At 56.8% G+C, this 449-nt stretch carries 1 protein-coding gene; it reads right to left on the bottom strand.

Annotated features, from left to right (window positions below):
- The coding region (locus P0D96_RS48420; protein ID WP_408321472.1) for a type 1 glutamine amidotransferase domain-containing protein at positions 1 to 449 on the bottom strand (449 nt) is incomplete at both ends.

Below are 449 nucleotides of genomic sequence, written 5' to 3' on the forward strand. Positions count from 1 at the left end.
GCCAGATGAGGCCGGGTTCTGACCGGTGATCAGCCGTCCGTCGACAATAGTGAACACGCCCCAGTTTTCCACCTTTTCAAAGTGGCCGCCCAGGCGCTTGAGTTCATCCTCGACGAGAAAGGGCATCACCTTGGTCAGGCCGACGGCTTCTTCCTCATCATTGGTAAAGCAGGTGACGCGCTTTCCCTTGACGAGAGGCTGTCCCTCATAAGTTGCCTTGAGCAGAACACACGGACCATGACAGACGGCGGCGACCGGCTTGCCGGCGTTGTAGAAATCCTCGATCAAGGCGATCGAGTTTTTGTCATTGGTCAGATCCCACATCGGGCCATGACCACCGGCGTAGAAAATCGTATCGTAGTCGGCCGCTTTGACATCGGCGAGCTTGACGCTGTTGGCCAACACCTTCTGGGTCGCAGGATCTTTCTTGAAGCGGAGCATCGAGTCGC

It is taken from the genome of Paraburkholderia sp. RL17-347-BIC-D (assembly GCF_046027915.1).
Lineage (GTDB): Bacteria > Pseudomonadota > Gammaproteobacteria > Burkholderiales > Burkholderiaceae > Paraburkholderia.